The organism is Sphingomonas changnyeongensis (assembly GCF_009913435.1).
GTDB classification, from domain to species: domain Bacteria; phylum Pseudomonadota; class Alphaproteobacteria; order Sphingomonadales; family Sphingomonadaceae; genus Sphingomonas_B; species Sphingomonas_B changnyeongensis.
Genome location: NZ_CP047895.1, coordinates 2,593,531 through 2,618,062, shown reverse-complemented (window position 1 = coordinate 2,618,062; position 24,532 = coordinate 2,593,531). Strand labels below are relative to the sequence as shown.

Annotated in this window: 20 protein-coding genes and 2 pseudogenes; 10 read left to right on the top strand and 12 right to left on the bottom strand. The window is 69.3% G+C overall.

Annotated elements, in window-relative coordinates; genetic code table 11:
* Positions 1-18 precede the first annotated feature (18 nt).
* The 4 genes from GVO57_RS12825 to GVO57_RS12810 are packed head-to-tail and all read right to left on the bottom strand — an operon-like array spanning position 19 to position 3,962.
* Complete coding sequence (locus tag GVO57_RS12825) at positions 19-750, bottom strand: peptidase (RefSeq protein ID WP_160593560.1); 732 nt, start codon at positions 748-750, stop codon at positions 19-21.
* Positions 751-756: 6 nt separating this feature from the next.
* The gene (locus tag GVO57_RS12820; protein WP_160593559.1) at positions 757-1,569 is read right to left on the bottom strand and encodes a transglutaminase family protein; all 813 of its coding nucleotides are present in this window, start codon (positions 1,567-1,569) and stop codon (positions 757-759) included.
* Positions 1,569-2,510, bottom strand: a complete 942-nt coding sequence (locus GVO57_RS12815) for an alpha-E domain-containing protein (RefSeq protein WP_160593558.1) — start codon at positions 2,508-2,510, stop codon at positions 1,569-1,571. The genes GVO57_RS12820 and GVO57_RS12815 overlap by 1 nt, the downstream gene beginning before the upstream one ends.
* Positions 2,511-2,543: 33 nt before the next feature.
* Positions 2,544-3,962, bottom strand: coding sequence for a circularly permuted type 2 ATP-grasp protein (locus tag GVO57_RS12810; protein WP_407695693.1), 1,419 nt, complete (start codon positions 3,960-3,962; stop codon positions 2,544-2,546).
* A gap of 144 nt (positions 3,963-4,106) precedes the next feature.
* On the opposite strand from GVO57_RS12810, the pseudogene GVO57_RS12805 reads away from it, so the two are divergent.
* The 3 genes and pseudogenes from GVO57_RS12805 (at position 4,107) to GVO57_RS15500 (ending at position 6,041) form a co-directional block, all read left to right on the top strand.
* A pseudogene (locus tag GVO57_RS12805) lies at positions 4,107-5,107 on the top strand (threonine aldolase family protein).
* Positions 5,104-5,706: a DMT family transporter gene (locus tag GVO57_RS15505; RefSeq protein WP_327785524.1), complete on the top strand. Its 603-nt coding sequence runs from the start codon at positions 5,104-5,106 to the stop codon at positions 5,704-5,706. The pseudogene GVO57_RS12805 and the gene GVO57_RS15505 overlap by 4 nt, the downstream one beginning before the upstream one ends.
* The gene (locus GVO57_RS15500) at positions 5,634-6,041 is read left to right on the top strand and encodes a DMT family transporter (RefSeq protein WP_327785523.1); all 408 of its coding nucleotides are present in this window, start codon (positions 5,634-5,636) and stop codon (positions 6,039-6,041) included. The genes GVO57_RS15505 and GVO57_RS15500 overlap by 73 nt, the downstream gene beginning before the upstream one ends.
* Here GVO57_RS15500 and GVO57_RS12795 read toward each other — a convergent pair.
* The 3 genes from GVO57_RS12795 to GVO57_RS12785 form a co-directional block, all read right to left on the bottom strand.
* Positions 5,951-6,772, bottom strand: a complete 822-nt coding sequence (locus GVO57_RS12795; RefSeq protein ID WP_160593557.1) for a Rossmann-fold NAD(P)-binding domain-containing protein — start codon at positions 6,770-6,772, stop codon at positions 5,951-5,953. The genes GVO57_RS15500 and GVO57_RS12795 overlap by 91 nt on opposite strands.
* A gap of 142 nt (positions 6,773-6,914) precedes the next feature.
* Complete coding sequence (locus tag GVO57_RS12790; RefSeq protein WP_160593555.1) at positions 6,915-8,093, bottom strand: acetyl-CoA C-acyltransferase; 1,179 nt, start codon at positions 8,091-8,093, stop codon at positions 6,915-6,917.
* Positions 8,094-8,173: 80 nt separating this feature from the next.
* On the bottom strand, positions 8,174-8,632 hold the full coding sequence (locus GVO57_RS12785; RefSeq protein ID WP_160593553.1) for a MaoC family dehydratase: 459 nt from the start codon (positions 8,630-8,632) through the stop codon (positions 8,174-8,176).
* 128 nt (positions 8,633-8,760) lie between these two features.
* Between GVO57_RS12785 and GVO57_RS12780 the strand changes: the two genes are divergently transcribed.
* Entirely contained in the window at positions 8,761-11,742 is a 2,982-nt protein-coding gene (locus GVO57_RS12780) for an L-glutamate gamma-semialdehyde dehydrogenase (protein ID WP_160593551.1), read from the top strand.
* Positions 11,743-11,793: 51 nt separating this feature from the next.
* Here GVO57_RS12780 and purN read toward each other — a convergent pair.
* Positions 11,794-12,405: pseudogene (purN, locus tag GVO57_RS12775) on the bottom strand (phosphoribosylglycinamide formyltransferase); the annotation flags it as partial.
* Between the two features lie 10 nt (positions 12,406-12,415).
* Entirely contained in the window at positions 12,416-13,510 is a 1,095-nt protein-coding gene (purM, locus tag GVO57_RS12770; RefSeq protein ID WP_160593549.1) for a phosphoribosylformylglycinamidine cyclo-ligase, read from the bottom strand.
* Between the two features lie 21 nt (positions 13,511-13,531).
* Here purM and GVO57_RS12765 point away from each other — a divergent pair, with 21 nt between their 5' ends.
* From GVO57_RS12765 to GVO57_RS12750, 4 genes are read left to right on the top strand one after another with little or no spacing between them, the layout of a single operon-like run.
* Complete coding sequence (locus tag GVO57_RS12765) at positions 13,532-14,845, top strand: heavy-metal-associated domain-containing protein (RefSeq protein ID WP_233281379.1); 1,314 nt, start codon at positions 13,532-13,534, stop codon at positions 14,843-14,845.
* The gene (locus GVO57_RS12760) at positions 14,842-15,447 is read left to right on the top strand and encodes a P-loop NTPase family protein (RefSeq protein ID WP_160593547.1); all 606 of its coding nucleotides are present in this window, start codon (positions 14,842-14,844) and stop codon (positions 15,445-15,447) included. Before GVO57_RS12765 ends, GVO57_RS12760 begins: the two co-directional genes overlap by 4 nt.
* The gene (locus tag GVO57_RS12755; RefSeq protein WP_160593545.1) at positions 15,447-17,597 is read left to right on the top strand and encodes an RNA degradosome polyphosphate kinase; all 2,151 of its coding nucleotides are present in this window, start codon (positions 15,447-15,449) and stop codon (positions 17,595-17,597) included. Before GVO57_RS12760 ends, GVO57_RS12755 begins: the two co-directional genes overlap by 1 nt.
* Positions 17,594-19,090, top strand: coding sequence for a Ppx/GppA phosphatase family protein (locus GVO57_RS12750; RefSeq protein ID WP_160593543.1), 1,497 nt, complete (start codon positions 17,594-17,596; stop codon positions 19,088-19,090). The genes GVO57_RS12755 and GVO57_RS12750 overlap by 4 nt, the downstream gene beginning before the upstream one ends.
* Positions 19,091-19,138: 48 nt before the next feature.
* On the opposite strand, the gene GVO57_RS12745 is transcribed toward GVO57_RS12750, so the two are convergent.
* Positions 19,139-19,477, bottom strand: a complete 339-nt coding sequence (locus tag GVO57_RS12745) for an I78 family peptidase inhibitor (RefSeq protein WP_160593541.1) — start codon at positions 19,475-19,477, stop codon at positions 19,139-19,141.
* Positions 19,474-20,661: a ribonuclease D gene (gene rnd / locus GVO57_RS12740; RefSeq protein WP_160593539.1), complete on the bottom strand. Its 1,188-nt coding sequence runs from the start codon at positions 20,659-20,661 to the stop codon at positions 19,474-19,476. The genes GVO57_RS12745 and rnd overlap by 4 nt, the downstream gene beginning before the upstream one ends.
* 149 nt (positions 20,662-20,810) lie before the next feature.
* Between rnd and aspS the strand changes: the two genes are divergently transcribed.
* Both aspS and GVO57_RS12730 read left to right on the top strand, forming a co-directional pair.
* Entirely contained in the window at positions 20,811-22,610 is a 1,800-nt protein-coding gene (aspS, locus tag GVO57_RS12735) for an aspartate--tRNA ligase (RefSeq protein ID WP_160593537.1), read from the top strand.
* A gap of 355 nt (positions 22,611-22,965) precedes the next feature.
* Positions 22,966-23,739, top strand: coding sequence for a polyphosphate kinase 2 family protein (locus tag GVO57_RS12730; RefSeq protein ID WP_160593535.1), 774 nt, complete (start codon positions 22,966-22,968; stop codon positions 23,737-23,739).
* A 262-nt stretch (positions 23,740-24,001) separates the two neighbouring features.
* Here GVO57_RS12730 and GVO57_RS12725 read toward each other — a convergent pair whose 3' ends face one another.
* A complete protein-coding gene (locus GVO57_RS12725) occupies positions 24,002-24,487 on the bottom strand; it encodes a GreA/GreB family elongation factor (protein ID WP_160593533.1) in 486 nt (161 codons plus the stop codon).
* Positions 24,488-24,532 lie beyond the last annotated feature (45 nt).

The following is a 24,532-nucleotide window of genomic DNA, read 5'->3' as shown; positions in this document are numbered from 1 at the left end:
CGAGGGAGGGCGGGGGTGTCAGTAGGGCGGCGGCGCGATGCCGTCGACCGCGCGGGCGATGGCGTCGGACCAGCCGCGCGAAAGGGCGCTGAAATAGGGATCGTCCGCCTCGATCCGGTGCTGGACGACCGGGCGGGGCTCGCCATGCCGCAGCGCGATCAGGTCGATCGGCAGGCCGACCGCGATGTTCGCCCGCATCGTTGAATCAAACGAGATCAGCCCCAGCTTCAGCGCCTGATCGAGCGGGGTGTCGAAATCCAGCGCCCGGTCGAGGATTGGCTTGCCATATTTGGCCTCGCCGATCTGCAGATAGGGCGTGTCCGGCCCGCATTCGATGATGTTGCCTTCCGGATAGACGAGGAACAGCCGGTTGGGCTCGCCTCCCACCGATCCGCCAACCAGCAAAGTGGCGTCGAACACCACGCTGCCCTGGTTGAGGCTGTCATTGTCGTTGCGCGACAGGCGCAGCGCCCGGCCGGCGGCAAGCGCTGCCTCATAGATGCCGGGCACGCTGTCCCAGCTGTCGGCTTCGCCGCTTTCCTCATTGGGGGTGCCGCGCCGCATCCGCTGCATCGCCTGCTGGCTGGTCGACAGATTGCCCGCCGAACAGACGATGATCATCCGGTCCGGCCCGCCGGCGGCGATGCGCAGCTTGCGGTAGCAGGAGATGTTGTCGACGCCCGCATTGGTGCGGGTGTCGGCCATCATCACCAGCCCGTCGCGGACAAGCATGCCGATGCAATAGGTCATCGCCGTTCAGCCCTGCTGTTGCTCGCCGGCATGGCCGGCGCGGACATGGACATGCATCGCCTCGGTTCCGCCGCCGCGACGCGCGCCGCGTACCGGGGCGGCGTCGCGATAATCAAGGCCGATGGCGACGCGCAGATAGGCATCGGTCGCGCAGATGCCGTTTGCCGGATCGAACGCCACCCAGCCGAGATCGGGGACCAGCGCCTCCACCCAGGCATGGGCGGCCTCCATCGCCTCATGCCCCGCGCGGGCGAGATGGCCCGAGACATAGCGGGCGGGCACGCCCAGGCTGCGCGCGGCGGCGCAGAAGATGTGCGCGAAGTCCTGGCACACGCCGCGCGTGGCCGCAAAGGCGGTGGCGGCGGGCGTCGCGACATCGGTTTCGGTGACGTCGAAGCTCATATGCCGGTGGAGCGATGCGGTCAGCGCGTGCAGCGTCGCCAGCACATTGCCCGAATCAAGCGTGCGCACCCAGTCGAGGATCGCGGCATCGGGCTGGGTCAGCTCGGTCGTGCGCAGATAGACGGCGGCCGGTAGCCTTTCGGCCGCGCGCACGATCCCGGCGGTGTCGGCAACATCCGCCTCGCCGGTCACGGTCAGCGTCAGCTCGGTCACCTGGCCTTCGACATAGAACATGATCACATGGTTGCCGAACGCATCCACGCCCTCGCGCATCGTGCCGTCGACATCGGCATCGACGCGCCAGTGGCGGATATATTGCGCATCGCTGTTGCGCGGCGTCACGCGCAGTGCCTGCACGATCCCGCTGGCGGGATATTCGTAGCTGTAGCGCGTGTGATGGTCGACCTGGATGCGCATCAGAACTGGTACTGCTCCATCACCATCGCCGCGAGCGCGTTGTTCTCGGCCAGGAAGGCGGTGATATATTCATGCAGGCCGGCGCGGAAGATCGCATCCATGTCGCCGCGCATCAGCCGCCCCGACAGCGCCACCGCCGCGCGGTGCGCCGGCCCGCGCCGCCCGCTGTCCTGCGCCAGCAGGTCGAGATAGCGGACCGCGTCGTTCATGCAGGCGGCAAGCGAGCGCGGCATGCGCCGGTTGAGGATCAGCAGATCGGCGACCAGCCAGGGCTTCAGGCTGTCGCGATAGACATGGCGATAGGCGGTGAGCGCGGAGACGGTCCTGAGGATCGTCGTCCACTGGAAATAATCAAGGCTGCCGCCCACCGGCTCGTCGCGCGGCAGCAGCAGATGATATTTGACGTCGAGCAGCCGCGCGGTGTTGTCGGCACGCTCGAGCGCCGCGCCCAGCCGCAGGAACCAGTAGCTCTTGTCGCGCAGCATCGTGCGGTGGGTCGCCCCGTCAAAGGCAAGTGCCGAGGCCTTCACATTTTCCACCAGCCGCGTCAGCGCCGGGCGGTTTTCAAGCGTCAGGCCGAAACGCTGGATGTCGAGCCAGGCGGTGTTGATCGCCTCCCACACCTCGACGGTCAGTGCGGTGCGCACCGCACGGGCATTGTTGCGCGCCCGCTCGATGCAGCAGCGCATCGACGAGGCGTTCTCGGTGTCGAGCGACAGATATTGCAGCGCCGCCGCCTCGCTCAGCTCCTTGTGCCGCTCGGCATAGCCCTGGGCCACGCCCGCCGCCGCCAGCGCGCCCGACCATGCGCCGACATCGCCGCCATAGGTCGATGACAGGGCGGCAAGCCTGAGCGTCGCATCGATCAGCCGCGAGGTGAAATCGGCGCGTTCCACATAACGCCCGGTCCAGAACAGGTCGCCCGCCGTGCGCGACAGCATCAGCGATGCACCCCGTAAAGGCTGAGGGTCGGGTCAGTCATCGAGCACCCATGTGTCCTTGGTTCCCCCGCCCTGGCTGGAGTTCACGACCAGCGATCCGTCGGCCAGCGCGACGCGGGTCAGCCCGCCGGGTACGATCTGCACGCCGTCGCGCCCGGTGAGCACGAACGGGCGCAGATCGACATGGCGGGGCGCGATGCCGGCATCCACCAGCGTCGGGCAGGTCGACAGCGCCAGCGTCGGCTGGGCGATGAACCGCGCGGGATCGGCGCGCAGCCGCTCGGCATAGGCGGCGCGCTCGGCGCTGCTCGCATGGGGGCCGACCAGCATCCCATAGCCGCCCGATCCGTCGACCTCCTTGACCACCAGCTCGTCCAGATGATCGAGCACATAGGCAAGCGACTCCGGCTCGCGGCAGCGCCAGGTCGGCACATTGCGCAGGATCGGTTCCTCGCCCGTGTAGAAGCGGACGATTTCGGGCATGTAGCTGTAGATCGCCTTGTCGTCGGCAATGCCGGTGCCGATCGCATTGGCGATGGCGAGATTGCCCATTTTATAGGCGCTCATCATCCCCGGCGCGCCGAGCAGCGAATCCGGGCGGAACACCAGCGGGTCGAGAAACGCGTCGTCGACGCGGCGATAGACGACGTCGACGCGGCGCGGCCCTTCGGTCGTGCGCATGTAGAGCACGTCGTCGCGCACGAACAGGTCGCTGCCCTCGACCAGATCGACCCCCAGCTTGTCGGCCAGGAAGCTGTGCTCGTAATAGGCCGAGTTGTGAAAGCCGGGGGTGAGCACCACGACCGTCGGCTCGCCCTCGCAATGCGGCGGTGCGACCGAGCGCAGCGTGCCGAGCAGCATGTCGGCATAGGTTTCGACCGGCGCGACCCGGTGGCGGTCGAACAGCTCGGGCAGCAGCCGCATCATCACTTCGCGGTTTTCAAGCATGTAGGACACGCCCGACGGGGTGCGGGCATTGTCCTCCAGCACATGAAACTCGTCGGCCCCGGTGCGGACGATGTCGATGCCGGCAATATGGGTGTAGATGCCGTGCGGCGGCCTGCGTTCGATCGCGGCCAGGCAGAATTGCGGGTTGCGCAGCACCAGTTCGGGCGGGATCAGCCCGGCCTTCAGGATCTCGCGCGGGCCGTAGATATCGCTCAGAAACGCGTTGAGCGCCGTCACCCGCTGGATCAGCCCGGCTTCCAGCTTCGTCCATTCGGTGCGCGACAGGATGCGCGGGATGATGTCGAACGGGATCAGCCGCTCATCGGCCTGGGAGTCGCCATAGACGGCAAAGGTGATGCCGATGCGGCGGAAGAACAGCTCCGCCTGGGCGTGGCGGGTGTGCAGATAGTCGGGCGGGGTTTCATCCAGCCAGGCGCGGACCGCAGCATAGGGCGACCGGACGGGATCCGCCCCCATTTCGTCAAAAGCCGGTTTTCGCGCCACCCGTGCCCTTTCCCCCTGATGGCCGGAGTTTGTGCGGTGCAGCAGCCGTGCGCAAGACCAAAAATGCCGCCGGTCCGCCCGTCGCCGGCGGTGCCCCCGCCGCGCCGGATTGACCGGCCGGGCAAAGCCCCGCAGATGCACGCCATGCGCTTTTTCTCCGACAATGCCGCGCCCGCCCATCCCGCCGTCATGGCCGCGATCGCCGCCGCCGACCGGCTGGACACCGCCTATGACGGCGATGGCTGGTCGGCACGCCTCGACGATGCGTTTTCGCAGCTGTTCGGCACCGAGGTCGCGGCACTCTGGGTGACGACGGGGACGGCGGCCAACTGCCTCGCGCTCGCTGCGCTCTGCCCGCCTCATGGCGGGGTGCTCTGCCACCGCGAGGCGCACATCCAGGTCGATGAAGCGGGCGCGCCGGAGTTCTTCACCGGCGGCGCGAAGCTGATGCTGATCGATGGCGCGGGCGCCAAGCTTGATCCCGCCACCGTCGCCGGTTTCGCCGACCAGATCCGCCCCGATGTGCATCAGGTGCAGCCCCATGCGCTGTCGATCACCAATGCGACCGAATATGGGCTGGTCTATACCCCCGACGAGGTTGCGGCGCTCGGCGCGCTTGCCCGGGCACGCGGCTGGGGGCTGCACATGGACGGCGCGCGCTTTGCCAATGCGGTCGCGCATCTGGGGTGCAGCCCCGCCGATCTGACCTGGCGGGCCGGGGTCGATGCGCTTAGCTTCGGCTTCGTCAAGAATGGCGGGCTGTGCGCCGAGGCGCTGATCCTGTTCCGGCCCGATCTTGCCGCCGCCACCCGCATCCGCCGCAAACGGTCCGGGCATCTGCTGTCCAAGGGGCGCTATCTGGCCGCGCAGATCCTCGCCATGCTGGAGGGGATGTGTGGCTGGCCAATGCGCGCGCCGCCAATGCCGGGGCCGCGCGCCTCGGCCAGGCGGCGGCGGGCCGGCTGCTCCATCCGGTCGAGGCCAATGAGGTGTTCGTGGCGCTGAGCGCGGACGAGGCGGCTGCCCTGCGCGCCAAGGGCTTTGATTTTTACGACTGGGGCGCGGGCGCGGCGCGGCTGGTGGTCAGCTGGAACCAGGACGAAGCGGCGATCGCGCCGCTCGCCGCCGCGATCGAGGCACTGTGAGCGGGGCGTCGAACGCGGCAGGCGCCGGGCAGGCATCCGGCGGCGGCGCGCTTGGCGTCGTCGTGCCGTTCGTCATCGTCACGCTGATCTGGGGATCGACCTGGCTGGTCATCCGCGACCAGCTGGCCGCCGTGCCGCCCAGCTGGTCGGTCACCTATCGCTTCGCCGCCGGCAGCATCGCCATGGCCGCTTATGCGCTGGCGACGCGCACGTCGCTGGCGCTGCCCCGGCCGGTCTGGGGGATCACGCTGCTGCTCGGGCTGGCGCAGTTCGTCGTCAACTTCAACCTTGTCTACCGGGCGGAAGCGCACATCACCTCGGGGCTGGTCGCGGTCATCTTCGCGCTGCTCGTCATCCCCAATGCGCTGCTTGGCCGCATCTTCCTTGGCCAGCAGCTGTCGCGCGGCTTCATCGCCGGGTCGGCGGTCGCGCTGGCCGGGATCGCGCTGCTGTTCGCGCATGAATGGGGGGCGGGGGTGCCGCCGGCGCGCGCACCGGGCTTGGCATCGCGCTGTCGCTGCTCGCCGTGCTGTCGGCATCGTCGGCGAACATCCTGCAGGCGCTGCCGCGCGTCCAGCAGGCCCCGCTGGTCAGCGTGATGTGCTGGAGCATGATCACGGGCACCGCCGGCAACGCCGTCTGGGCCTGGGCGACCAGCGGCCCGCCGGCCTGGGATCCGCGCCCGGCCTATCTGGCGGGCATCATCTATCTGGGCGTGGCCGCATCGGCGGTGGCGTTCATGCTCTATTACCCGCTCATCCGCCGGATCGGCGCGGCGCGCGCCGCCTATTCGGGGGTGATCATTCCGGTCATCGCGATGGCGCTGTCGACGCTGTTCGAAGGCTATCGCTGGACGCCGACCGCAATGGCCGGCGGGGGGCTGGCGCTGATCGGGCTGGTGCTGGCGCTGAGCGCGCGCAGCCCGGCGCGGTAATCGGGAAAGGCGGGCGTCCAACCGAGCGCGCGCCGCGCCTTGCCGTTCGCGACCCGGCGGTTCTCGGCATAGAATCCGCGCGCCATCGGCGACAGCGCATCCAGCGCCACAAAGGGCGGATCGGGTAGGCCGAGCAGCCGGGCGGCGTGGCGGACGACGTCATTCTGCGGCGCGGGTTCGTCATCGGCCAGATTATAGGCACCCGGCGGCCCGGCGAAGCCTGCCATCACCCCGGTCACGATATCGTCGACATGGACGCGGCTGAAAATCTGGCCGGGCACATCGACCTGATGGGCGCTGCCCGCCGCCACCCGGTCGAGCGCGCTGCGCCCCGGCCCGTAAATCCCCGGCAGGCGGAACACCCGCGCGCCCAGCGCCAGCCATGCGGCATCGGCCCGCGCCCGCGCCGACCGGCGGCCGGTGCCGATGTCCGCCGTCTCGTCCACCCATGCGCCGCCGGCATCGCCATAGACGCCGGTCGACGACAGATAGCCAAGCCACGCCCCGCAACCGGCGAGCAGCGGCCCATGCCGGGCGAGCACCGGATCATCGTCGCCTTCGGGCGGGACGCTCGACAGGATATGGGTGGCGCGCGCGACCATCGCGGCAACCTGATCTGGATCGGCCAGGATCGCGCGCGTGACCGCGTCCACCGCCCAAGCCCGGCCGCGCGCCGCCGCCATCAGCCGCGACGCGGTATAGCCCGGCCCGAAGACGAGCAGCCGGCTCATCGACCGACCGGCCGCAGGACGGGAATGGCAAGACGGTGAAGGGGCGTGACCATCGCCCCTGACTGCCCCGGCCCGCGCCGCTTTGTCAAAACCGGGGGCGATGCGTGCCGGCCGGGCGCGGACGCCCGGCCGGAACACCGGATCAGAGGACTTCGAACAGGCCGGCCGCGCCCATGCCGCCGCCGACGCACATGGTGATCACGACATGGCGCGCGCCGCGGCGCTTGCCCTCGATCAGCGCATGGCCGACCATGCGCGCACCCGACATGCCATAGGGATGGCCGATCGAGATCGCGCCGCCATTGACGTTCAGCAGCTCGTTGGGGATGCCCAGCTTGTCGCGGCAGTAGAGCACCTGTACGGCGAACGCCTCGTTCAGCTCCCACAGGCCGATATCGTCCATCTTCAGGCCGAACCGGTCGAGCAGCTTCGGGATCGCGAACACCGGGCCGATGCCCATTTCATCGGGCTCGGTGCCGGCGACCGCCATGCCGACATAACGGCCAAGCGGGGTCAGGCCGCGCTGCTCGGCAAGCCGCGCTTCCATCAGCACCGATGCCGCAGCACCGTCCGACAGCTGCGAGGCATTGCCGGCGGTGATGTTCATGTCCGGCCCCATCACCGGCTGCAGCGACTTCAGCCCGTCCAGCGTCGTGTCGGCGCGGTTGCCCTCGTCCTTGGCCAGCGTCACCTCCTTGTAGGTGACTTCCTTGGTTTCCTTGTTGGTCACCGCCATGGTCGCGGTCACCGGCACGATCTCGTCATCGAACTTGCCGGCGGCCTGGGCGGCGGCGGTGCGCTGCTGCGACTGGAGCGCATATTCATCCTGCGCGTCGCGGCTGATGCCGTAACGCTTGGCGACGACTTCGGCGGTCTGCAGCATCGGCATGTAGATGGCGTTGTGCATCGCCAGCAGCTCGGGGTCCGGCGCGACGCGCATCTGCGGCGTCTGGACGAGCGAGATGCTCTCGACGCCGCCGCCGATGGCCACGTCCATCTGATCGTCGATGATCTGCTTGGCAGCGGTCGCGATCGCCATCAGGCCCGAGGCGCACTGGCGGTCGACCGACATGCCCGAAACGGTGACCGGCAGCCCGGCGCGCAGCAGCGCGGTGCGCGCGATGTTGCCGGCCTGATGGCCCTGCTGCAGCGCCGCGCCGAACACCACGTCCTGCACCTCGGCGGGATCGATGCCCGCGCGGGCGACGGCGGCGCTGATCGCATGGCCGGCCAGCGTCGGCGAAGGCAGGTTGTTGAACGCACCGCGATAGGCACGGCCAATCGGCGTGCGGGCGGTGGAAACGATGACGGCGTCACGCATTTACTCTCTCCTTGGATGCGCTGTTCGGCAAATCGGTGTTTCGGGTTGCAGGCGCCCGGCCCAGGGCGGGTGCCGGCGGGTCACAGGAAGAACTGGCTGATCCATTCGGCGATCAGCGCTGGCTTGTCCTCACCCTCGATCTCGAGCGTGTATTCCACGGTCTGCTGCCATTGGCCGGGGCGCTTTTCCTCCAGCTCGAGCAGCTTGAAATGGCCGCGCACCCGCTTGCCCGAACGCACCGGGGCGAGGAAGCGGGTTTTGTTGCCGCCATAGTTGACGCCCATCTTGATCCCGGCCGGGCGCGGCATGTCGGTCATCTGGGTCAGCACCGGCATCAGCGACAGCGACAGGAAGCCGTGCGCGATCGTCCCGCCAAAGGGGGTCAGCTTCGCCTTGTCGGGATCGACATGGATGAACTGATGATCGCCCGTGGCATCGGCGAATTTGTCGATCATCGCCTGATCGACGGTCAGCCAGTCCGACGTGCCGAGCGGCTGTCCGACCCGGGCTTTCAGCTCATCCAGACTGACGGTGGGCATCCTCATTCTCTCCCGCTGCTTTATCCGTTGGCGGCACCCGGCGCATGCCCGGCGGCGCTTGCCGTGCATCCCTACGCGCCCCACTTTCCCCCTTGCAAGACCGGGCCAAGCCCTGCGAAGGGGAGCCCATGGATTCCGCAACGTCACTCTCGCTTCCGTCGCTCAAGCCGCTCCACCGCGCACCCGAGCCGGAGGTGCTGAAACCCCTCCTCGAACGTGCCCGACTCGCACCCGAGGAGCGCGAGGGCGCGGTGCGCGTCGCGCTCGGCCTGCTTGCCGATCTGCGCGCCGCGCAGACGACCGGCTGGGTCAACCAGTTCCTGCAGGAATATCGGCTGAACACGTCAGAAGGCGTCGCGTTGCTGTCGCTCGCCGAGGCGTTTCTGCGCGTGCCCGATCCCGCGACCGCCGATCTGCTGATCGCCGACAAGCTGGGCGAGGCCGACTGGCGCGCCCATGCCGGCAAAAGCGCGTCGGCGCTGGTCAACTCGGCCACCTGGGGTCTGGTGATGGGCAAGGCGCTTGTCCATGACGCGGGGCAGGGCGGGGTGCTGCGCCGGCTGATCGCGCGCGCGGGCGAGCCGTTCGTGCGCCAGGCGGTGGGCGCCGCGATGCGCATGATGGGCGAGATCTTCGTCATGGGCCGCACCATCGACGAAGCGATGCGCCGGATGAAGAAGCCTGAAAACAAGGGCTTCACCGCCAGTTTCGACATGCTGGGCGAAGCCGCGCGCACCTATCCCGACGGGCAGCGCTATTTCGACAGCTATATGGCGGCGATCGCGGCGGTCGGCAGCGATCCGGCGGCAGGCCATTCGGTGTCGGTCAAGCTGTCGGCGCTGCACCCGCGCTACGAGGTCGCGCACCGCGCCGATTGCGTGCCCGCGCTGACCGAGATGCTCGGCACGCTGGCGCTGGAGGCGGCGCGGCGGGGCATCGCGCTCACCGTCGATGCCGAGGAATCCGAGCGGCTTGAAATGAGCCTCGACATCATCGCCGGCGTCGCGCGCATGCCGGCGCTCAGGGGCTGGGACGGCTATGGCATGGCGGTCCAGGCTTACGGCAAGCGCGCCCGCGCGGTCATCGGCTGGGCCGATGAACTGGCGCGCGCGACCGGGCGGCGGATGAATGTCCGGCTGGTCAAGGGCGCCTATTGGGACAGCGAGATCAAGCGCACCCAGGAAGCGGGGCTGAGCGATTATCCGCTGTTCACCCGCAAGGCGGCGACCGACGTGTCCTATCTGGCCTGTGCGCGCGACATGCTCGACGCGGACGGCATTGCGCCTGCCTTTGCCAGCCACAATGCGCTGACCGTCGCCACCATCGTCGAATGGGCCGGCGGCCGCCGCGATTTCGAGTTCCAGCGCCTGCACGGCATGGGCGAGGGGCTGTATGAGCGGCTGGTGCGCGAACAGGGCTATCATTGCCGCATCTACGCGCCGGTCGGCGGCCACCGCGACCTGCTGGCCTATCTGGTCCGGCGGCTGCTCGAAAACGGCGCGAACTCCAGTTTCGTGCATCAGCTTGCCGATGAGCGGCTGAGCGACGAGGCGCTGCTCGCCGATCCGGTCGCCCGGATCGACGCGGTGGGCGGCAGCCGTCATCCCGGAATCGCCCTGCCGCGCGACCTGTTCGCGCCGGAGCGGCGCAACAGCGAGGGCATCGACCTGCAGGACAGTGACACTCTGGCGGCGATCGCCGCCGAAATCGGGCGGCACAGCCTGCCGCCCGCCCCGGCAGACCTGGCCGATCCGGCCGCCGCCGTGGCGCGGGCGCGCGCTGCCGCCGATGACTGGTCGGCACGGCCCGTGGAGGCGCGCGCCGCCTGTCTCGACCGGCTGGCCGACCTGCTGGAGGAACACCGCGCCGAGCTGATGGCGATCTGCGTGCACGAAGCGCGCAAGACCATTCCCGACGCGCTCGCCGAAGTGCGCGAGGCGGTCGATTTCTGCCGCTATTATGCCGATCAGGCGCGCGCGCATCTGCAGCCGGTCGAGCTGCCCGGGCCGACCGGGGAGCGCAACATCCTGCGCATGGAAGGCCGCGGCGTCTGGGTGACGATCGCGCCGTGGAATTTCCCGCTGGCGATCTTCCTCGGCCAGACGGTGGCGGCGCTCGTCACCGGCAATGCCGTGGTCGCCAAGCCCGCGCCGCAGACGCCGCGCATCGCCGCGCGCGCCGTGGCACTTGCCCATCAGGCGGGCGTGCCGGCCGATGTGCTGATCCTCGCCGCCGGCGGGCCGGACACGGGTGCTGCGCTGGTCGCCGATGCGCGGGTTGCGGGCGTCGCCTTTACCGGGTCGACCGCCACCGCCCGGCGCATCGCCCGCGCGCTGCTGGCCGATGACAGCCGCCCGCTGGTGCCGCTGATCGCGGAAACCGGCGGCATCAATGCGATGATCGTCGATTCGACCGCACTTGCCGAACAGGTGGTGCAGGATGTCGTCACCTCGGCCTTCCGCTCGGCGGGGCAGCGCTGTTCGGCGCTGCGGCTGCTGCTGCTGCAGGACGACATTGCCGACCACACGATCGAGATGCTGAAGGGCGCGATGAACACGCTGGTGATCGGCGATCCCGCCGATCCGGCGACCGATGTCGGCCCGGTGATCGATGCCGCCGCTTATGACCGGCTGATGGCGCACCGCACGGCGATGGCCGGGCGCATCGTCCACAGCCTGGCGGTGCCCGAGGCCGGGCATTTCGTGCCGCCGACGATCATCCGCCTCGATGATATCGACGATCTTCAGGCCGAATGGTTCGGGCCGCTGCTCCACGTCGCGACGTGGAAGGCGGGCACGCTTGAGGAGGTGGTCGCGCGCGTCAACGCCAAGGGCTTCGGCTTGACCATGGGCCTGCACAGCCGCATCGCCCGCGCGGCGGAGACCGTCGAGGCGCTGGCACGGGTCGGCAATCTTTACGTCAACCGGTCGATGATCGGCGCGATCGTCGGCAGCCAGCCCTTTGGCGGCGAGGGTCATTCGGGCACCGGGCCCAAGGCCGGCGGCCCGCATTACCTGCCGCGCTTCTGCGCCGAGCGGGTGACGAGCACCGACACGACCAGCGCGGGCGGCAATGCGACCCTGCTGTCGCTCGACGATATCGGCATCTGATCCGGGCCGGGCGCGGGCCTTAGGTCTGCGCCCGGACGGAACGCCTTGTCAGCGCTGCCCGGCCACGAACGCGTTCAGGATGCGCGGATAAAGCTGATGCTCGGCGATCAGCACCCGGGCGGCGAGGCTGTCGGGCGTGTCGCCGGGCAGGATCGCCACCCGCGCCTGGCCGAGCACCGGCCCATCATCGAGTTCGGGCGTGACGATATGGACCGAGCAGCCCGCCTCGCGGTCGCCGGCGGCGATTGCCCGCTCATGCGTGTCCAGCCCCTTGTAGAGCGGCAGCAGCGAGGGATGGACGTTGATGATCCGGCCCTGCCATTTCACGACAAAATCGCGCGATAACAGGCGCATATAGCCGGCAAGCGCGACATATTCGACGCCCGCCGCGCGCAGCTGTTCGTCGATCAGCGCGTCGAACGCCGCCCGCCTTATGCCGACATGGCTGTGGGCAAAGGTCGCAATCCCCTCGGCGCGCGCCAGATCCAGCCCCGGCGCTGCCGGATCATTGGCGGCGACCAGCACGATCTCATAGGCCGCACCGGCGAGGCGCGAGGCATAGAGCAAAGCCGCCATGTTCGATCCCCGGCCGGAGATCAGCACGCCGACCCGCGCTTTGGGGACGGGGGCAGCGGGGCCGGGGCCGAGAGCGGGGGCGGGCATCCGGGCCGGATCAGCCAAGATGGACCGCGTCCCAGCGTTCGCGCGCGCTCCACGCCTCGGCCGATCCGGTGACCGTGCAGCCGCGCTGGCCCGGCTCGATCCGGCCGATGGTGAACACCTGCTCGCCCGCTTCGGTCAGCGCGGCGGTCACCTGTTCGGCCATGTCGGGGGCGACAATCACTGCCATGCCGATCCCGCAGTTGAAGGTGCGCGCCATTTCCGCCGGCTCGATCGCGCCCTGCGCCTGCAGAAACGCCATCAGCCGCGGCTGCGGCCAGGCATCGGCATCGATGCGGGCGTGAAGATCGGCGGGCAGGACGCGGGGAATATTCTCCAGCAGGCCGCCGCCGGTGATGTGGGCAAGGGCATGGATGCGCCCGGCGCGCACCTCGGGCAGCAGCGCGCGGACATAGATGCGCGTCGGCGCCATCAGCGCATCGATCAGCAGCACCTCATTGTCGAACAGCGCCGGGCGGTCGAGCTTCCACCCCCGGTCGGCGGCCAGCCGCCGGACCAGCGAATAGCCGTTCGAATGCACGCCCGAAGAGGCGATGCCGAGGATCAGGTCGCCCGCCTGCACCCGGTTGCCGGTCAGCGCGGCATCGCGCTCGACCGCGCCGACGCAGAAACCGGCCAGATCATAATCGCCCGGCGCATACATGCCCGGCATTTCGGCGGTCTCGCCGCCGATCAGCGCGCAGCCCGCCTGGCGGCACCCCTCGGCAATGCCGGCGATCACCCGTTCGGCGACGCCTGATTCCAGCCGGCCGGTCGCATAATAATCGAGGAAGAACAAAGGCTCCGCGCCCTGCACGATCAGGTCGTTGGCGCACATGGCGACAAGGTCGATGCCCACCCCGTCATGCCGGTCATGCTCGATCGCAAGCTTGAGCTTGGTGCCCACCCCGTCATTGGCGGCGACCAGCAGCGGGTCTGTATAGCCCGCCGCCTTCAGGTCGAAAAATCCGCCAAAGCCGCCCAGATCGGCATCGGCACCGGGCCGCCGCGTCGCGCGCGCCAGCGGGGCGATGGCCTTGACCAGCGCATTGCCCGCCGCGATCGAAACGCCGGCCTGGGCATAGGTATAGGGCTTGTTGTCCGTCATGTTCCCGGCCCTAGCGACAACATGCTTGGATTTCCACCGCCGACACGCCAGAAGGGCGGCGTGACCGTGCTTGCCCGTTTCCGTTTGCTGCCGCCGGTGCCGGCCGGTGCCGTGCCGGTGCTGGGTGCTGCGGCCTGTGCGCTCGCGGCGCTTGGCTGGACGCTGGGCGGCGCGGGCCTGCGCGCGCAGATCGAGGGCGAGCGCGGCGTGCCGCCGATCGACAGTTCATCGAGTTTCGAGGTCGGCGGGATCGAGGTCGATGTCGCCGGGCCGAACGCCGATGCGGCGCGGCTGGGCGGCTGGCGCGAGGCGCAGCGGCGCGGCTGGAAGGCGCTGTGGGCGCGCACCCATGGCGGCACGCCCGGCCCCAGCCTGTCCGATTCGGCGCTTGACCAGATGGTCGCGGGCATCGTCGTCGAGGATGAACAGATCGGCCCGCGCCGCTATGTCGCGCGGCTGGGCGTGCTGTTCGACCGCGCCCGCACCGGCCAGATCCTGGGCGCGTCGGGCGGGCTGAGGCGGTCCGCGCCGATGCTGGTGCTGCCGATCGAATGGTCGGGCGGCACCGCCCAGGCGCTTGAGGCGCGCAGCCTGTGGCAACAGGCCTGGGCGCGGTTCCGCACCGGATCCAGCCCGGTCGATTATGTCCGCCCGACCGGCACCGGTGTCGATCCGCTGGTGCTCAATGCCGGGCAGAGCCTGAGGCCCGGGCGCAATTGGTGGCGGCTGCTGCTCGACAGCTATGGCGCGGCCGATGTGCTGATCCCCGAGGTGCGGCTGCTGCGCGAATGGCCGGGCGGACCGGTGATCGGGCGCTTTTCCGCCTATCACGGCCCCGATCGCCAGTATCTGGGCGGTTTCGTGCTGCGCGTCGGATCGAGCGAGGCGCTGCCCCGGCTGATGGACGAGGGCGTGAAGCGGATGGACGCGCTCTATGCCGCAGCCCTTCAGGCCGGGCGGCTCAGCCCCGATCCGGGGCTGGCGATCGACATGGCCGCGCTGCTGCCCGAAACGGTCGATGATCCCGTAGACATGGCGGGCGATGACGGGCAGCTGACCGATGCACCGCCCCCGGCGGCCACGGCGGTCACGATCCAGTTCGACACCCCCGATGCCGCCGCGGTCAGCGCGGCCGAGGCAGCGGTGCGCGCGGTGCCGGGCGTGCGCGGGGCGGCGACGTCCAGCCTTGCGCTCGGCGGCGTGTCGGTGATGCGGGTGACGTTCGAGGGCGATCAGGCCGCGCTGCGCGCCGCGCTCGTCGCGCGCGGCTGGCAGGTGCAGGAAGGTGCCGGCGCGCTGCGCATCCGGCGCGGCGGGGCGCAGCCCCCCAGATGAGCCAGATGGCGCTGCCGCTGGGCTGGCCGGCCGAGGAGCGGCAGGAAGACTTCATCGTGGCCGAGGTGAACGCCCAGGCGGTGCGCCATCTCGATCACTGGGGCACCTGGCCGGTGATGGCGACGATCCTTGTCGGCCCGCGCAAATCGGGGCGCAGCCTGCTTGGCCGGCTGTTCGCGCGGTCGAGCGGCGGGCGGCTGTTCGACGATGCCGAACGCCGGCCGGAGGATGAGCTGTTCCATGCCTGGAACGCCGCTCAGACCGATCGCCGCCCGTTGCTGATCATCGCCGATCAGCCGCCGCCGGCGTGGCGCGTCCGCCTGCCCGATCTGCGTTCGCGGCTGGCGGCGACGCCGGTTGTGCGGATCGACGAGCCGGACGAGGCGATGACCGCCGCGCTGATCGACAAGCTGCTCGCCCAGCGCGGGCTGGCCTGTCCGCCCGACCTTGCCCCCTGGCTCGGCGCGCGGATCGAGCGCAGCTATGTCGGCATCCTGCGTGCGGTCGATCTGCTCGACGAGGCCGCCCTCGCCAAGCGCGTGCGGATTTCGGTAAGGCTGGCGCGCGACCTGTTCGGTCACAAGCAGGAGGATTTGTTCTGATGGCCCGCCCCCGGCCGCTCGACCCCGCAGACGACCGCACGGCCCCTGCCGGCGACCAGCGCTATTTCAACCGCGAAATGTCGTGGCTGGCGTTCAACCGCCGGGTGCTCGAGGAAGCGTGCAACCCCGCGCATCCGCTGCTCGAGCGGCTGCGCTTCCTGTCGATTTCCGGGTCCAACCTTGACGAGTTTTTCATGGTCCGCGTCGCCGGCCTCAAGGGCCAGCAGATGCAGGGCGTCGAGGAACGCGCGTTCGACGGGCTGACCGTGGTGCAGCAACTTGCCGCCGTCACCGAGGGGGCCGAGGCGCTGATGGCAAGCCAGCAGCGCGTCTGGGCGGACCTGCGCGATGCGCTGCAGGGTGCGGGCGTCAGCGTGGTGCGCGGCGATGATCTGAACCCCGCCGACCGGGGCTGGCTGGAGGCGCATTTCCGCAACCAGATCTTCCCGATCATCACGCCCCAGGCGCTCGATCCGGCGCATCCCTTTCCCTTCATCCCCAACAAGGGGCTGACGCTGATCTTCGACCTTGTCCGCCTGTCGGACAAGGAACCGATCCGCGAACTGGTGATGCTGCCGCCGACGCTGCCGCGGTTCGTGCGCATTCCGGGCGAGCCGGCGCGCTATATCGCGATGGAATCGGTGCTGCGCTGCTTCACCGATCTGCTGTTTCCGGGCTACCGGGTGCTGGGTGCGGGCGGGTTCCGCATCATCCGCGACAGCGATATCGAGCTGGAGGAGGAAGCGGAGGATCTGGTCCGCTATTTCCGCAGCGCCATCAAGCGCCGCCGCCGCGGCCGGGTGATCCGGCTGGAGCTGGAGGCGAGCATGCCCGATGCGCTGGAAACGCTGGTGCGCGGCGAACTGGCCGCCGATGCGATCCTGACCGAGGCCGACGGGCTGCTTGGCATCGGCGATCTGGAGGCTTTGGTCGAGGAGGACCGGCCCGACCTGAAATGGGTGCCGTTCAGCCCGCGCTTTCCCGAGCGCATCCGCGAATATGGCGGCGACTGTTTCGCCGCCATCCGCGCCAAGGACATCGTCGTCCATCACCCCTATGAGACGTTCGACGTCGTGCTCGCATTCCTGCAGCAGGCGGCGGCCGATCCTGACGTCGTGGCGATCAAGCAGACGCTCTACCGCGCGGGCAAGCAGTCGGCGGTCATCCAGGCGCTGATCGCGGCGGCCGAGGCGGGCAAGTCGGTGACGGCGGTGGTCGAACTCAAGGCGCGGTTCGACGAGGAGCAGAACCTGCTCTGGGCCTCGGCGCTGGAGCGGGCGGGCGTGCAGGTCGTCTATGGGTTCATCGAGTGGAAGACCCATGCCAAGGTGTCGATGGTCGTCCGCCGCGAGGGTGAGGGCTACCGCACCTACTGCCATTTCGGCACCGGCAATTATCATCCGGTGACGGCGCGCATCTACACCGATCTCAGCTATTTCACCGCCGATCCGCGTGCCGGGCGCGATGCCGCGCAGCTGTTCAACTATATCACCGGCTATGTCGAGCCGACCGAGCTGGAGCTGCTCGCCATGTCGCCGCTCGACCTGAGGGCGCGGATCGCGGCGCTGATCGACGAGGAGATCGCCCATGCCCGTGCCGGCCGCCCGGCGGGCATCTGGGCCAAGATGAACTCGCTCGTCGACCCCGCGATGATCGAGAAGCTCTACGAGGCGAGCGCGGCGGGCGTTGCGATCGAGCTGATCGTGCGCGGCATCTGCTGCCTGCGCCCCGGCGTGCCCGGCCTGTCGGACAATATCCGCGTCAAATCGGTCGTCGGCCGGTTCCTCGAGCATAGCCGCATCTTCGCCTTCGGGGGCGGGCGCGACCTGCCCAATGACCGGGCAAAGCTGTTCATCTCCTCGGCCGACTGGATGCCGCGCAACTTTGACCGCCGCGTCGAATATATGCTGCCGATCACCAACAAGACGGTGCATGATCAGGTGCTCGATCAGGTGCTGGTCGCCAATCTCATCGACAATGAACAGAGCTGGGAGCTGGGCGCGGACGGGGCCTATGTCCGCACCCAGCCGGGCGAGCGGCCGTTCAACCTGCACCGCTATTTCATGACCAATCCGTCGCTGTCGGGGCGCGGCACGGCGCTCGCCAACAGCGATCAGGTGCCCAAGCTGAGCGTCGGGCGCCGGGCATGAGCGCAACCGCAGTGCAGCTGCGCTTGCCGGCGGCCGAACCGCTGGCCGCGCGCGCGGCGATCATCGACATCGGTTCCAACTCGATCCGGCTGGTCGTCTATGGCGGGCCGGCGCGGGTGCCGGCGATCCTGTTCAACGAAAAGGTGACGGCGGGGCTGGGCGAGCATCTGGCCGAAACCGGCCAGATCGCGCCCGATGCGCTGGAGGCGGCGGGGCGGGCGCTGGCGCGCTTCCGCCGGCTCGTCGATGCGATGGGCGTCACCCGGCTGCGCACCGTGGCGACGGCGGCGGTGCGCGATGCGTCGAACGGCACCGCGCTGCTCGCCCGCGCGGCGGCGCTCGGCCTTGAGGTCGAGCTGCTGTCGGGTGTGGAGGAAGCCCGTGCGGCCGCGCTCGGCGTGCTGTCGGCCATTCCGGGGGCGGACGGGCTGGTCGGCGATCTGGGCGGCGGCAGCCTGGAGCTGACCCGGCTGGCGGGCGGCACCGTCGGCGACTGCGCGTCGTTTCCGCTTGGCGTGCTGCGGCTGGCGGCGCTTCGGGGCAAGCCGCGCGCCGCGGTCGAACGGGCAGTGGCCGAACAGCTGGCGCGCGCGCCCTGGCTGGCCGGTGCGCGCGGCCTGCCGCTGCATCTGGTCGGCGGGTCATGGCGGGCGCTGGCGCGGGTCGACATGGCGTTCAGCGACTATCCGCTGCCGATCATCCACCAATATCGGATGCCTGCCGATGCCGCCGAGCGGCTGGTGCAGACGGTCGCCCAGGCGGACCGGGCGCGGCTGCGCGCCATCCCGTCGCTGTCGGGCGGGCGCATCGCGACGCTGGGCGAGGCGGCGCTGCTGCTGGCCGTGCTGGTCGACATGCTCGACGCGCGCGAGCTGGTCGTCTCGGCTTACGGCCTGCGCGAAGGGCTGCTCTACGATCTGCTCGATCCCGATCTGCGCGGCCAGGATCCGCTGATCACCGCCTGCCGCGCCGAGGCCGAGGTGCAGGGCCGGTTTCGCGAACATGGCGATCTGCTCGACCGCTGGATCGCGCCGGTGTTCGAGGGCGATGCCGATGCCCGGCTGCGGCTGGCGTCATGCCTGCTCGGCGATGTCGGCTGGCGCGCCAACCCCGAATTCCGCGCCGAACGCGCGCTTGAAACCGCCGTTCACGGGGCCTGGGTGGGCGTGGATGCGCGCGGCCGGGCGATGATGGGGCAGGCGCTGTTCACCGCCTTTGGCGGCGGCGTTGCCCCGATCCCCGGTTTTGACCGGCTGGCCAGCCCCGCCGATCTGCGCCGCGCCGCCGAATGGGGGCTGGCGATCCGGCTTGGCCAGCGGCTGAGCGGCGGGGTCGCCGGACCCCTGGGCGCGACGTCGCTGGGCGTCGAGGACGGGCGGCTGATGCTGCGCTTTGCCCCCGGCATGGGCGATTATTACGGCGATGCGGTCGAAAAACGGCACCGCCAGCTGGCCCAGGCGATGGGGCTGGAACCGGCCCTGGGTGCAGCCTGACCGCGCGCCCTGACCGTGCGGCCCGACTGGCGGCAGTCGGGCGCCGGATCAGCCGCAGTTGAGCGCGGTGATCCGGTTCTGCGCGTCGAGGGTCAGGTTCAGCCGGTCGGGCCGGTAATCCATCGTCACCATGGCCCCCGGCGGTTTCAGCCGGACGAGCGCCGCCCCGGCGCGCTTGCGCGCTTCGGCGATCGTCGGTTCGGACGCTTCGCGGCCCACCAAATCCTCAAGCGAGGCGGTGCTGCATCCGGTCCAGGGCGGGGTGGCGGCGGGGGTGCGCGGCGGGCGCGGCTTCTTGCCGCAGGCCGACAGGCCCGACAGCAGCAGCGCGCCGAGCATCGCCCCGGCCAGCACGGAACGGTCAAAGGTCGGGCGTCGCTTGCTCATCCGCCATTCTCCCCGGCCGGCTGTTCGGTGCGGGCCATGCTCAGCTTGCCGCCGCGCACCGCAAAGGCAAGCCGCCCTTCGACCAGATCGAGCGCATCCTTGCCGAATTGATCGAAGCGCCAGCCGGTCAGGATCGACAGCCCGTCGCGCCGCCCGGCGGCGAGCAGTTCCAGCTCGTCGGTGCGCGCGAGCAGCCGGGGGGCGACATCGATGTCGCGCGCCCGGATCTTGAGCAGCAGCTTCAGCAGATCGGCGACCAGGCTGCCATCCTTGCCCAGCCCCGGCCGCCGTTCGTCGCGCGGCATTTCGGCGGCGGGCAGCGGCTGCGCCTCGGCCAGCGCCTTCATCAGCCGCCCGCCAATGTCATTGCCGCCCCAGCCGGCCGACAGGCCGCGCACCCGCGTCAGGTCCGCCTGCTGGCGCGGGGGATGGGCAGCGAGATCGGCCAGCGTCTCGTCCTTGACGATGCGGCCGCGCGGCAGATTCTTGCCCTGCGCCTCGCGCTCGCGCCAGGCGGCGAGAGCCTTCAGCCGGCCGAGCACATCGGCCTTGCGGCTGGGCACCTTGACCCTGAGCCAGGCCAGTTCGGGTTCGTTGACATAGTTGGCCGGGTCCGCCAGCCGCTCCATTTCCTCGTCCAGCCAGTCGCCGCGCCCTTTCTTGACCAGCTTGGCAAGGATCATCGGGAAAATCCTGACCAGATGGGTCACGTCGCCGATCGCATAGTCGATCTGGCGCTGGTCGAGCGGGCGGCGCGCCCAGTCGGTAAAGCGCGCGCCCTTGTCGAGCTGAATGCCCAGCCAGCTGTCGACCAGATTGCCATAGCCGATCTGATCCCCCTGGCCGAGCGCCATGGCCGCGATCTGGGTGTCGAAGATCGGATGCGGGGTCCGCCCGGTCAGATTGTGGATGATCTCCACATCCTGGCCGCCGGCGTGAAACACCTTGAGCACATCCTCATTGGCGACCAGCAGGTCGAGCAGCGGCGTCAGGTCCAGCCCCTCGGCCTTGGGATCGATCGCCGCGGCCTCATTCTCGTCGGCGATCTGGATCAGGCACAGGTCCGGCCAGAAGGTGTTTTCGCGCATGAACTCGGTATCGACCGCGACGAAACGGGCCTGCGACAGGCGGGCGCACAGCGCGGCTAGGCTGGCAGTATCGGTAATCAGCGGATGGATGTGCATGGTGCCCGGTAGCATCGCCGGCGGCGATCATCCAGACCCGCCGCCAGACCCCGCCGGGGCAGGGGCCGGACGGGCGCGGGCGGGGGAACGCGGCCCCCGATACGCATGGCGCGCTTGACAAGCGCGGTGCGAGGGCCTGTTAGGCCGCCATGCATATCTACCGTACGCACAGCTGCGGCGCCCTGCGCGCCGCCAATGTCGGCGAAACCGTCCGTCTGTCGGGCTGGATCCACCGCAAGCGCGACCATGGCGGCGTGCTGTTCGTCGATCTGCGCGATCATTACGGCATGACCCAGATCGTCGCCGACGCCGACTCCCCGGCGCTGCCGGTGCTCGACGGGCTGCGCGCGGAATCGGTCGTCACCATCGACGGGGTCGTCAAGGCCCGTGCCGGCGCGACCGTCAACGCGCAGCTGCCGACCGGCGAGATCGAGGTGTTCGCGCGCGGCGTCACCGTCCAGTCGGCGGCGCAGGAACTGCCGATGCCGGTGGCGGGCGAGGCCGACTATCCCGAGGATATCCGCCTGCGCTACCGCTTCCTCGATCTGCGGCGCGAGCGGCTGCACGCCAATATCGTGCTGCGCAGCCAGGTGATCGCGTCGATCCGCCAGCGCATGATCGGTCAGGGCTTTACCGAGTTCCAGACCCCGATCCTGACCGCCTCGTCGCCCGAGGGCGCGCGCGACTATCTGGTGCCCAGCCGCGTCCATCCGGGCAAATTCTACGCGCTCCCCCAGGCGCCGCAGATGTTCAAGCAGCTGATCATGGTCGCGGGCTTTGACCGCTATTTCCAGATCGCGCCCTGCTTCCGCGACGAGGACGCCCGCGCCGACCGTTCGCCGGGCGAGTTCTATCAGCTCGATTTCGAGATGAGCTTCGTCACCCAGGACGATGTGTTCGCCGCGATCGAGCCGGTGCTGCACGGTGTGTTCGAGGAATTCGCCAATGGCCGTCAGGTCAGCGCCGCGCCGTTCCCGCGCATTCCGTATCGCGAATCGATGCTCAAATACGGGTCGGACAAGCCCGATCTGCGCAACCCGATCGTGATTTCGGACGTGTCGGAGCATTTCCGCGGCTCCGGCTTCGGCCTGTTCGCGCGCATCGTCGAGGGCGGCGGCGTCGTCCGCGCCATCCCGGCGCCGAACACCGCCGGGCACAGCCGCAAATTCTTCGACGACATGAACGACTGGGCACGCGCCGAGGGCCATGCCGGCCTTGGCTATATCACCCAGAAGGGCGGCGAGCCGGGCGGTCCCATCGCCAAGAACCATGGCGAGGAAGCGACCCGCAAGCTGATCGCCGAGCTGGGCCTTGGCCCGGATGACGGCATCTTCTTTGCCGCCGGCAAGGAAGGTCAGGCGGCAAAGCTCGCCGGGGCCGCGCGCACCCGGCTGGGCGAGCAGCTGGACCTGATCGACCGCAACCGGTTCGAGTTCTGCTGGATCGTCGACTTCCCGATGTATGAATATGACGAGGATGCGAAGAAGATCGATTTCTCGCACAACCCGTTCTCGATGCCGCAGGGCGAGCTGGAGGCGCTGGAGACCAAGGATCCGCTCGACATCCTTGCCTATCAGTATGACATCGTCTGCAACGGCGTGGAGCTGAGTTCGGGCGCAATCCGGAACCACCGGCCGGAGATCATGTACAAGGCGTTCGAGATCGCCGGCTATTCGAAGCAGGATGTCGACACCAACTTTGCCGGCATGATCAACGCGTTCAAATATGGCGCGCCGCCGCATGGCGGGTCGGCCCCCGGCATCGACCGCATCGTCATGCTGCTGGCCGATGAGCCCAATATCCGCGAGGTCATCCTGTTCCCGATGAACCAGAAGGCGGAAGACCTGATGATGGGCGCGCCGAGCACGGTGACGGCCAAGCAGCTGCGCGAACTGCACATCCGCACGGTCGACGGGCCGGGCACCAAGGACGCTGCGCCGAAGGGCTAACGCGGTCAGGCCGCATCTGCGCGCGGGGCGGGAGTTGTCTGTGCTGCGCCTAACGGCGCAAGGGCGGCACCGGAGTTGTCTGTATTGCGGCTCACGCCGCAAGAACGGCACCGGCCCGCTCCCCCACCCGGCCACCCAACGGCAGTATCATATGGGAGGCCGGGTGGGGGAGCGGGCCGGTGCCGTTCTTCCCAAACAACGACATCCGGTGCCGTTCTTCCCAAACAACGACATCCGGTGCCGTTCTTCCCAAACAAACAGCCCCCCTTGGGCCTCTGTCCCATTTTCGTGCGCCGGGCGGGCATCGGCTTCGCCCGGCTCGACTTGGGCCTCCGGGCGCGCTTAACTCTGCGCCATGCGCATCGACCTTCAGGATCATGAACAGGGCACGCCCTATCCGGGCGACGCCGCCGCCGATCTGGCCGCGCTGCAGGACAGGCTGGCGCGGATCCAGGTGGCGCATATCGTCCACAAAAGACGGGCGATCATCCTGATCGAGGGGTGGGACGCCGCCGGCAAGGGCGGGATCATCCAGCGGCTGACAGCGCGTTGGGACCCGCGCTATTTCAGCGTCTGGCCGATCGCGGCGCCGACGCCGGAGGAAAAGGACCGGCATTTCCTGTGGCGTTTCTGGCCGCGCCTGCCGCTGTCCGGCGATATCGCGGTGTTCGACCGCAGCTGGTATGGCCGGGTGCTGGTCGAGCGGGTCGAGGGCTTTGCGCGCGAGGCCGAATGGAAACGCGCCTATGACGAGATCAACGAGTTCGAGGCGCAGCAGCGCGACTGCAACACCACGCTCGTCAAGCTGTTCGTCCATGTGACGCAGGAGGAACAGGACCGGCGGCTGAGGCGGCGGTTCGAGGATCCGTGGAAAAGGTGGAAGACCGGGGCGGAAGATTATCGCAACCGCGCCCGCCGGGCCGATTATCTGGCGGCGCTGGCCGACATGTTCCGCCTGACCGACACGCGCTGGGCACCGTGGACGGTGATCGACGGCAATGACAAGCCCGCGGCGCGCATCCACGCCCTGACCGCGATCGCCGACCAGCTGGAAGCCGCCGTCCCGATGACGCCGCCACCGCTCGACCCCGAACTGGAACGCATCGTCCGCACCCAGCTGGGCGGGTGAGGGGGGTGTTGTTCGGGAAGAACGGCAGCGGAGGTTATTAGCTGGGAAGAACTGCACCGGGGGGTTGCGACTTGGGAAGAACGGCACCGGCCCGCTCCCCCACCCGGCCCCCCATAGCGTAACCTGCTGTTGGGAGGCCGGGTGGGGGAGCGGGCCGGTGCCGCCCGTGCGGCGTGAGCCGCACCGCAAACAAAACCCCGGTGCCGCCCCCGCGCCGCGAGGCGCGCACCAAACAACCCCCGCCGCACCGCAAACTCCCGCCTCAGCCCGCCGGATAGCTGATCGCCACCACCTCATATTCCACTTCGCCGCCGGGCAGGCTGATCCGCCGCAGATCGCCGACCGCGGCACCGCGCAGCGCGCGGGCGATGGGGCTGTCCCAGCCGACACGGCCGCGCCCGGCATCGGCTTCGTCATTGCCGATGATGGTCAGCGTGCGCTGATTGTCGTCCTCGTCGGCAATCGTCACGGTGGCGCCGAAATAGACGCGCGACCGGTCCGGCTGCTGCGCCGGATTGACGACCTTGGCCGCCTTCATCCGCGCCGCCAGCCGCCCGAGCGTGCGGTCGATCTCGCGCAGCTTCTTGCGGCCATAGATATAGTCGCCATTCTCGGACCGGTCGCCATTGCCCGCCGCCCAGCTGATCGTTTCGACCAGCGCCGGGCGTTCGCTGCCGAGCAGCCGGTCATATTCGGCCTTGAGCGCGGCATAGCCGGCGGGGGTGATGTAGTTGGGGCGCGTCGTCACCGCCGCCGTCTATCCCCGGCGCGCCGCGCAAGTCGAGAGGCCCGG

What these genes read in the sequence shown, in the direction of transcription:
- GVO57_RS12825 (WP_160593560.1), bottom strand. Translation starts at nt 750, where the DNA reads ATGACCTATTGCATCGGCATGCTTGTCCGCGACGGGCTGGTGATGATG.
- GVO57_RS12820 (WP_160593559.1), bottom strand. Translation starts at nt 1,569, where the DNA reads ATGCGCATCCAGGTCGACCATCACACGCGCTACAGCTACGAATATCCC.
- GVO57_RS12815 (WP_160593558.1), bottom strand. Translation starts at nt 2,510, where the DNA reads ATGCTGTCGCGCACGGCGGGCGACCTGTTCTGGACCGGGCGTTATGTG.
- GVO57_RS12795 (WP_160593557.1), bottom strand. Translation starts at nt 6,772, where the DNA reads ATGAGCCGGCTGCTCGTCTTCGGGCCGGGCTATACCGCGTCGCGGCTG.
- GVO57_RS12790 (WP_160593555.1), bottom strand. Translation starts at nt 8,093, where the DNA reads ATGCGTGACGCCGTCATCGTTTCCACCGCCCGCACGCCGATTGGCCGT.
- GVO57_RS12785 (WP_160593553.1), bottom strand. Translation starts at nt 8,632, where the DNA reads ATGCCCACCGTCAGTCTGGATGAGCTGAAAGCCCGGGTCGGACAGCCG.
- GVO57_RS12780 (WP_160593551.1), top strand. Translation starts at nt 8,761, where the DNA reads ATGGATTCCGCAACGTCACTCTCGCTTCCGTCGCTCAAGCCGCTCCAC.
- purM (WP_160593549.1), bottom strand. Translation starts at nt 13,510, where the DNA reads ATGACGGACAACAAGCCCTATACCTATGCCCAGGCCGGCGTTTCGATC.
- GVO57_RS12765 (WP_233281379.1), top strand. Translation starts at nt 13,532, where the DNA reads ATGCTTGGATTTCCACCGCCGACACGCCAGAAGGGCGGCGTGACCGTG.
- GVO57_RS12760 (WP_160593547.1), top strand. Translation starts at nt 14,842, where the DNA reads ATGAGCCAGATGGCGCTGCCGCTGGGCTGGCCGGCCGAGGAGCGGCAG.
- GVO57_RS12755 (WP_160593545.1), top strand. Translation starts at nt 15,447, where the DNA reads ATGGCCCGCCCCCGGCCGCTCGACCCCGCAGACGACCGCACGGCCCCT.
- GVO57_RS12750 (WP_160593543.1), top strand. Translation starts at nt 17,594, where the DNA reads ATGAGCGCAACCGCAGTGCAGCTGCGCTTGCCGGCGGCCGAACCGCTG.
- GVO57_RS12745 (WP_160593541.1), bottom strand. Translation starts at nt 19,477, where the DNA reads ATGAGCAAGCGACGCCCGACCTTTGACCGTTCCGTGCTGGCCGGGGCG.
- rnd (WP_160593539.1), bottom strand. Translation starts at nt 20,661, where the DNA reads ATGCACATCCATCCGCTGATTACCGATACTGCCAGCCTAGCCGCGCTG.
- aspS (WP_160593537.1), top strand. Translation starts at nt 20,811, where the DNA reads ATGCATATCTACCGTACGCACAGCTGCGGCGCCCTGCGCGCCGCCAAT.
- GVO57_RS12730 (WP_160593535.1), top strand. Translation starts at nt 22,966, where the DNA reads ATGCGCATCGACCTTCAGGATCATGAACAGGGCACGCCCTATCCGGGC.